Origin of the sequence: Hydrogenophaga sp. (assembly GCF_041633695.1) — a bacterium.
In the GTDB taxonomy this organism is placed as follows: domain Bacteria; phylum Pseudomonadota; class Gammaproteobacteria; order Burkholderiales; family Burkholderiaceae_C; genus Hydrogenophaga.
This window is the reverse complement of sequence record NZ_JBFJMY010000224.1, coordinates 1-6,764: the sequence shown is the minus strand read 5'-3', so window position 1 is coordinate 6,764 and position 6,764 is coordinate 1. Positions and strand designations below refer to the sequence as shown.

The 6,764-nt window shown below is 63.6% G+C and carries 8 protein-coding genes; 1 reads left to right on the top strand and 7 read right to left on the bottom strand.

Annotated elements, in window-relative coordinates:
- The 7 genes from ABYB95_RS14095 to ABYB95_RS14065 form a co-directional block, all read right to left on the bottom strand.
- Window positions 1–539, bottom strand: a 539-nt coding sequence (locus ABYB95_RS14095) for a GyrI-like domain-containing protein (RefSeq protein WP_372659197.1), incomplete at its 3' end; no start/stop codon positions are given.
- Window positions 536–997 (bottom strand): GyrI-like domain-containing protein, encoded by a 462-nt coding sequence (locus tag ABYB95_RS14090; protein ID WP_372659196.1) that lies wholly within the window; start codon window positions 995–997, stop codon window positions 536–538. The genes ABYB95_RS14090 and ABYB95_RS14095, both read right to left, overlap by 4 nt.
- Window positions 998–1,081: 84 nt before the next feature.
- Window positions 1,082–2,020: a GNAT family N-acetyltransferase gene (locus tag ABYB95_RS14085; protein ID WP_372659195.1), complete on the bottom strand. Its 939-nt coding sequence runs from the start codon at window positions 2,018–2,020 to the stop codon at window positions 1,082–1,084.
- Between the two features lie 57 nt (window positions 2,021–2,077).
- A complete protein-coding gene (locus tag ABYB95_RS14080) occupies window positions 2,078–2,467 on the bottom strand; it encodes a response regulator (protein WP_372659194.1) in 390 nt (129 codons plus the stop codon).
- Window positions 2,468–2,471: 4 nt separating this feature from the next.
- Window positions 2,472–4,112 (bottom strand): ATP-binding protein, encoded by a 1,641-nt coding sequence (locus ABYB95_RS14075; protein ID WP_372659193.1) that lies wholly within the window; start codon window positions 4,110–4,112, stop codon window positions 2,472–2,474.
- A gap of 175 nt (window positions 4,113–4,287) precedes the next feature.
- Window positions 4,288–5,031, bottom strand: coding sequence for a 3-oxoacyl-ACP reductase FabG (fabG, locus tag ABYB95_RS14070; protein ID WP_372659192.1), 744 nt, complete (start codon window positions 5,029–5,031; stop codon window positions 4,288–4,290).
- 111 nt (window positions 5,032–5,142) lie between these two features.
- On the bottom strand, window positions 5,143–5,691 hold the full coding sequence (locus ABYB95_RS14065) for a YgjP-like metallopeptidase domain-containing protein (RefSeq protein ID WP_372659191.1): 549 nt from the start codon (window positions 5,689–5,691) through the stop codon (window positions 5,143–5,145).
- A gap of 106 nt (window positions 5,692–5,797) precedes the next feature.
- On the opposite strand from ABYB95_RS14065, the gene ABYB95_RS14060 reads away from it, so the two are divergent.
- Window positions 5,798–6,544: a ProQ/FINO family protein gene (locus tag ABYB95_RS14060; protein WP_372659190.1), complete on the top strand. Its 747-nt coding sequence runs from the start codon at window positions 5,798–5,800 to the stop codon at window positions 6,542–6,544.
- Window positions 6,545–6,764: the final 220 nt, after the last annotated feature.

The following is a 6,764-nucleotide window of genomic DNA, read 5'->3' as shown; positions in this document are numbered from 1 at the left end:
ATCCAGCGCGAATCGGGGCCGACCAGGTCCAGCGCTGCGAGTTGTACAAAGCTGCCTTCAAAGGCCTTGCCAATCGTCATGTACGAGCCCTTGTGGTCCAGCCCGGCCAGCCGCAGGCGGGGCACTTCGCGCAGCTCCACCGGGTAACCCCCGGGCGCAAGGGCTTGTGCGGCGGCGCGGTGGAAGACCGTGTGCCCGCCGTGCTGGCGGTACTGCAGCGGGCTCATGCCGTAAGCGGTTCGGAAGGCGCGGGCAAAAGACTGTGCGTTGGGGTAGCCGCAGCGGCGCGCGACCTGCTCCACCGGCAACTGGCTGTTGGCCAGGTAACCCGTGGCGCGGTGCAGCCGCAGCCTTCGCACCGTGACGGCGATGGTCTCGCCGTGCAGCGCGTGGTAGACGCGGTGCCAGTGGTAGGGCGAGAGGTGCGCCACCTCGGCCAGGCGGTGCAGATCCAGCGGCTCGTGCAGGTGGTCGTGCAGGTAGGCAATGACGCGGCCCAGCCGTTGCTGGTAGTCGGTCCAGCCGTGGCTCAGATTCATGCTGTGGTGCCGTGTCGCAGGCCGATCAGGATGTCGATGTCGCCATTGGCGCGGTAGCGTTCGCAGTCGGCCACAAAAGTCTTGGGCAGGTGCTGTGCTTGCCAGACCGCTTGCCACACGGCGGCCACCAGATCGAAGCGGCCCGGTGGCACAGGGAATACCGCGCGTGGCGAGACCGGCAGCACAGCGTGGTTCATGCCCGGCGGTACGGCTTGCGAGCTGGAAACCGGCGCGCCGATGATCAGCGAGTAGATGCCCTGGTTGTCGCGGCCCGCGTTTTCGAAGTGGGTGTAGACGGCGTAGACCTCGTCCGACAACTTGCCGGGAATGCGGTCGAGCACGCCTTCGCTGGTGAAGCGCTGCCAGTGCGGCGGAATGGTCTGCATGGCCTCGTCGTTGGAGGTCCTCAGTTCGATGCCCACGATGCGCAGGGCGGTGTCTTGCTGGACGATGTGCATGGAAGGCTCCTGTCGGGGGTGGTCAGAGGCCTTCAATCTAGCCGCACTGGGCTGACATTTCTTGCGGAGTTGCGCCGCACGCTCTCACAGCGCGAGTTCCCAGGTCTCACCCACCAGGTCGTGGCCGTAGCTGTGGTGCGGTTCGCTGTGCACCAGCACAAAGCCGCGCCGCGCGTAAATGGCGCGGGCGGCGGCGAGGGTGCTGTGGGTCCACAGCAGCATCTTGCGGTAGCCCTTGGCGCGCGCAAAGGCCAGACATTCGTCGGTGAGGCGTGCGCCCAGCCCCAGGCCACGCGCGGCGGGGCTCAGGATCAGCAGGCGCAACTGGGCTTCGGTTTCGCTCTTGCGCACCACGAAGACCGAGCCCACGCGTTCGCCGTCGAGCTCGGCGATCCAGCCGCGCTCCCACTGCGGATCGTGCTGGCGGATCATCTCGGCCACGATCTCGGCCACCAGGGCTTCAAATTCGCTGTTCCAGCCGTATTCGCGGGCGTAGAGCTCGCCGTGCTGTTGCACCACCCAACCCATGTCGCCAGCGCGCACATCGCGCAGCACCACCGTCTGCGAGGGTTCTTGGGCTTGTGGCTCCAGCAGCGATTGCGCGCGGGCCAAGGCCGCCACCAGTGCGTCGCGCCGCGCGGGCGCCAGTGGTTCCAGCAAACGTGCGGCTTCTTCGCGCGAACGCTGTTGCAAAGGTTCGAACGCGCTGCGGCCTTCCGGCGTGAGGCCCAGCACCTGTTGCCGTGCGTCGGCGGGCGAGGGCGTGCGCGTGATCCAGCCCGCATCGGTGAAGCGGCGCACGATGCGACTGAGGTAGCCGGCATCGAGCAGCAGCCGACGGCCGAGTTCGGTGGCGGTGCAAGGGGCGTGGTGGGCCAGCTCGTAGAGCACCCGCACCTCGGTGAGCGAGAACGCACTGCCCAGGTAGGGGTCGAGCAGGCCGGTGCGCTGGGTGTAGAAGCGGTTGAAGCCGCGCAGCGCACGGACCTGTGCAGGATCGACCTCGGTCGGGGCGGTGTTCATGCCCCCAATTTTGAACCAGTTACTTGACTATGGCAAGTAACTGGTTGGCGAAAGCATTTATTCGGGATCCTGCAGCAGCTCGCGCGCCCGCTCGACCGTCAGCGGCTTGGTCACAAAATCCTGGATCACGGGCATTTCGCTGGCCCGCTGCCGGTCTTGCGAGGCGTCGGATGAGGTCAGCATCACCACCACAAAGGTGGGCTTGTCGGCCAGCAGCGGTGTGGCTTGCCGGGCGAACTCGAACCCGTCCATCAAGGGCATGTTGATGTCGAGAAAGAGGCGGGTGGGCAGGTCGAGTGGATCTGCCTGGAGGAAAGCGAGCGCGTCGGCGCCACACTCGAAAACCAGCACTTCACCGGTGAAGCCGGCGCGGCGGATCATGATCTCGTGGTAGACGTTGTCCGCTTCGTTGTCGTCGACCAGAACAATGCGCTCAAACGATGCCATGCTGTTATTCCATTTCTTGTGGTGGTGAGGCCTGTGCCGGTACGCGCGGCAGGCTGAGCGTGAAGCAGCTGCCTTGGCCAGGATCCGATGTCACGGATATCTGGCCGTCGTGCAATTCGGCGATGCGCCGGCAGATCGACAGACCCAGGCCGCTGCCATCGTATTCCTTGCGGGTGTGCAGCCGCTTGAACATCTCGAAGATCTGGGTGAGCTGCTCGGCTTGCATGCCAATGCCGTTGTCGTGCACATGCAGATGCACCGTGTCGCGGTCGCTGCTGGAGTTGACGCTCACGATCGGTGGCACCCCGGGACGGGTGAACTTCAGACCATTGGCGACCAGGTTCTGGAGCGCGATGCGCAGCAGCGACGCATCGCCGGACAGGCTGGGCAAGCTTTCAAAGTGGAACTGCCCGCCCGAGCGTTTGAGCGCCGAGTCCAGGTCGTTGCGCACCTGTTCGGCGAGTTGCGAAAAGTCTACGGGGCGACGTGCCACGGCGTGTTGGTCCAAGTGCAGGAAGGTGAGCAAGTCGTTCAGCAAGGACTCCATGCGTTTGCCGCCAGCGTGCACGAACTTCAGGTAGCGCCTGGCCGCCTCCGGCAAGCTCAGGGCTTCGTCGTCGACCAGCAGCGAAGAAAAGTTGTTGATGGTGTTGATGGGTTCGCGCAGATCGTGGGAAACGATGTGGATGAAACGGTCTTGCTCCAGGGTCTTGTGTTCCAGCATCGCCACCGTTTGGCGCAGTTGCTCTTCGCGCAACTTCAGGGAGTGGATGTCGTGCGCGCGCACGATCACGCCGGTGATCTGACCCAGCTCGTCGAACGAGGGCAGATAGGTGACTTCGACGTGGCACTCACCCTTGATCGGAAACTGGATGGTGGCTTCGAAGTGCACCGATTGCCCCGCCAGCGCCAGATCCAGGTGGGGCTTGGCGGTGTTGTGAAACAGTTCGGTGCCGAGCAGGTCTTCCACATTGTGGTCCACGATATCCTGCAGCGCGCGACCCCAGTAGCTCAGGTATGTCTGGTTGACGTAGCGGTAGACGTAGTCTTTGTCGATGAAGGACATCAGGTCCAGACCCGATGCGCTCAGTGCGGTGAGATGCGCGTTGCGTGTGGTCAGTTGTTCTGAATGGCGCAGAGTCTCTTTTTTGCGTATGCGTTCGTGTTCCAGCAGATTCACCACCAGACGCGAGAGCGAGCGCAGCGCTTGTTGCTGGGCCTCGGTGAGGGTGCGGGCGGTCCGGTCGATCACACACACCGTGCCCAGCGCGTAGCCGTCCTCGGTGACGATGGGAGCCCCCGCGTAAAAGCGGATGTGGGGCTCGCCCGTCACCAGTGGATTGTCGTGAAAGCGGGGATCCTGCATCGCGTCTTCCACCGTCATCAGTTCGAGCGGTGTCAGGATGGCGTGCGAGCAAAAGGCGACGTCGCGATCGGTTTCTTCCACACCCAGACCGACGCGCGACTTGAACCACTGGCGCTCCCGGTCCACCAGGGAGATCAGTGCAATGGGCGCGTCGCAAATGGCGGAGGCCAGCGCGGTGATGTCGTCAAATGCTTTGTGAGGTAGCGTGTCCAGCACGCCCAAGTCTTGCAACTGGGCAATGCGCTGGGGTTCGTTGTCGGGGAGAGGGGCAATCTGCATGAGGAAAAAAGCATGGGACGGTAACACTGGTTATCGGCCCAAAGCGCGCAATCTTGACAGCCGCCGGGAGTAGCGACTGCCTCAGCGATTAGATACCCCACATACCGCACGTCAAGCGCTAAACCGTCGGCTTTGCACAACGCCGCAGTGCGCCCAGTCCAGGCCCGCTCTGGTTTCAGACCGACATGCCACCCGATACCTCAATCACCGCGCCGTTGATGTAGCTGGCTTCGTCGCTGGCCAAAAAAGCGTAGACGTTGGCAATTTCTTCGGGCTTTCCGAGGCGCCGCAGAGGCACGCGGTGTTCCATCTCGGTGATCACTTTGTCCGGGATGGTCGAGAGTATCGGTGTGGAAATGAACCCAGGCGCGACTGCATTCACCCGCACGCCCTTCGGACCAAGTTCACGGCTCCAGGTCTTGGTGAAACCGATCACACCAAATTTGCTGGCCGCGTAATTGGTCTGGCCGAAGTTGCCGTAAATGCCGACCACCGAAGAGGCGTTCAGGATCACGCCACTGCCTTGTGCGGTCATGGTGTCGGCCACCGCTTGCGCGCAATGGAACACGCCGCGCAGGTTCACGTCGATCACGCGGTCGAATTGTTCGAGCGTCATTTTTTGCAGGCGCGCATCCTGTGTGATGCCCGCGTTGTTCACCAGCACGTCGATGCGGCCGAAGCGCTCGTTCACCTGCGCCACCACGGCGTCCACCATCTCGCGCTGGGTCACGTCCATCACAAAGCCCAGGGCCTGTGCATCCAGCGCTTCACACTGCTGCACGGCCGCGTCCACCGCCGCTTGTTTCACATCACAGACGATCACAGTGGCGCCTTCTTGTGCGAATTTGAGCGCAGTGGCCAGGCCTATGCCTTGCGCCGCACCCGTGATGATGCAGATTTTTCCTTGGAGTCGCTTCATGGTGTTGTGGGGAGAGGAGGTCAGAAAAAAAGCCGGTGCAACAAGTGCCCGACCACTGCGGCAAAGTGTAGAGGGGGCACTGCACCTCCCGCTGTCACCGGCCGTACACCCTCAAGTACCGTCGGCGTTTGCAACCGCCGGGCCTTTGTGCAGACCTTCGTCTGGCCAGACCAAGGGCCCCGCCATGTCCAGGTGGGTGAGGTAGACGCGCAGGTCGAACTCCACCTGGTGGTAATCGGGCTGCATGTGGGTGCACAGTTGGTAAAAGGCCTTGTTGTGTGCCTTTTCTTTCAGGTGGGCGAGTTCGTGCACCGTGATCATTTGCAGGAACTCGATGGGCACGGACTTGAACAACGTGGCCACGCGGATCTCGCGTTTGGCCTTGAGTTTGTTGCCTTGCACCCGCGACACGCTGGTGTGCGTGCCCAGGGCGTGGTGGATGACGTGCAGCTTGCTGTCGAAGCACACCTTGTTCAAAGGGTCGGCGCTGCGCAGGTACTCGGCCTTGAGCTCTTGCACGTAGGCGAACAGCGCGCGGTCGCTGCGGATGGTGTGGGCCGTCTGGTATTTGCGCAGCAGCATGTCGCCGAGGCGCTGCTCGTCCAGAAGGCGACGCACCTGGGCTTGCAGGTCGATGGGGTAGGCGCTGAGGTACTTCATGGCAGTCCGAAAGTATCGCCCACGTATCGCCCACCATGGCGGGTTTGTTGGCGCGACCAGTCATGGCTGGCATGATGTCGGGTTTTGCAGCTGTTTTTACTTTGCCATGACCGACCTCAAGCCCGACCTTCCCGCCAGCGACGTCCCACCCGTGGCGCAGGCCAAGCCCAACCGGAACGCAGGGCGCCGAGGCGGGCGTTCGGCGCGTGGTGGCGAATCGGCGCGGGGGCAGGGAGGTGCTGCTGCCGGGCCACGCGGGTTGCGCAGCCACCCGGTGCTGGAGCAACTGGCGGGCTGGTACCCGCAGTTGTTCGGCGCGGTGTTCCTGCCACTCAAACGCGGCATCTTTCAAGATTTGCAAGCGGCCCACCCGGTTGAGCTGGAGCGAGAAGCGCTCAAGCAGGCCATGGCCATACACACCCGTTCAACCCGCTACCTGACCGCCGTGGCCTCGGGCCTGCCGCGGCACGATTTGCAAGGCCAGCCGGTGGAGCCCATGGCGCCCGAGCACGTGCACCACGCCTTGCTGGAGGTGTTTCGCCGCCGACAAGGGCGCGGTGGCGAAGACCTGTTGCCCAAGTTGCGCAACCGCATCGTGCAGGCGTTCGAAGCCTCGGGCCTGTCGCGCGAAGCCTATGCCGAGCTGGTGCGTGGGCGCGACGAAGCCGCCAACGCCTTGCTGGACGAAGCCCTTGGCGAAGCCGCTGCGCGTGCCGCCAAGGACGAGGCCTTGCTGCGCACCTTTGAGGCCAGCGGCCAGACCTTGGAGACGTTTGCCGACATGTATGGACTGGTGCCGGGTACGGCGGCGCAGACGCTGGAGCGGGCGCGGCAGCGCCGAACCGGCACCTGATACAGATCCGCTTTCGACGCAGCCGGGCCCGTTCGGTTGGCTCACGCAGCGGCGTTGCCCGCCTGCGCCGCGCGCAACGGCTCGGCATCTCGACGCCGGCGTGCTGGTGGCGCATACTGGTGCATGGCTATTCCTCATGTGCAATCGGGACAAGTGGTGGACCTCCTCGAATTGGGAGCGCCCTTGTTGACCGAACAAACCTTTGCCTTGTTCAAATCGT

Coding starts and splice junctions, on each gene's coding strand:
- ABYB95_RS14060 (WP_372659190.1), top strand. CDS start 5,798: ATGACCGACCTCAAGCCCGACCTTCCCGCCAGCGACGTCCCACCCGTG.
- ABYB95_RS14080 (WP_372659194.1), bottom strand. CDS start 2,467: ATGGCATCGTTTGAGCGCATTGTTCTGGTCGACGACAACGAAGCGGAC.
- ABYB95_RS14085 (WP_372659195.1), bottom strand. CDS start 2,020: ATGAACACCGCCCCGACCGAGGTCGATCCTGCACAGGTCCGTGCGCTG.
- ABYB95_RS14065 (WP_372659191.1), bottom strand. CDS start 5,691: ATGAAGTACCTCAGCGCCTACCCCATCGACCTGCAAGCCCAGGTGCGT.
- ABYB95_RS14075 (WP_372659193.1), bottom strand. CDS start 4,112: ATGCAGATTGCCCCTCTCCCCGACAACGAACCCCAGCGCATTGCCCAG.
- ABYB95_RS14090 (WP_372659196.1), bottom strand. CDS start 997: ATGCACATCGTCCAGCAAGACACCGCCCTGCGCATCGTGGGCATCGAA.
- fabG (WP_372659192.1), bottom strand. CDS start 5,031: ATGAAGCGACTCCAAGGAAAAATCTGCATCATCACGGGTGCGGCGCAA.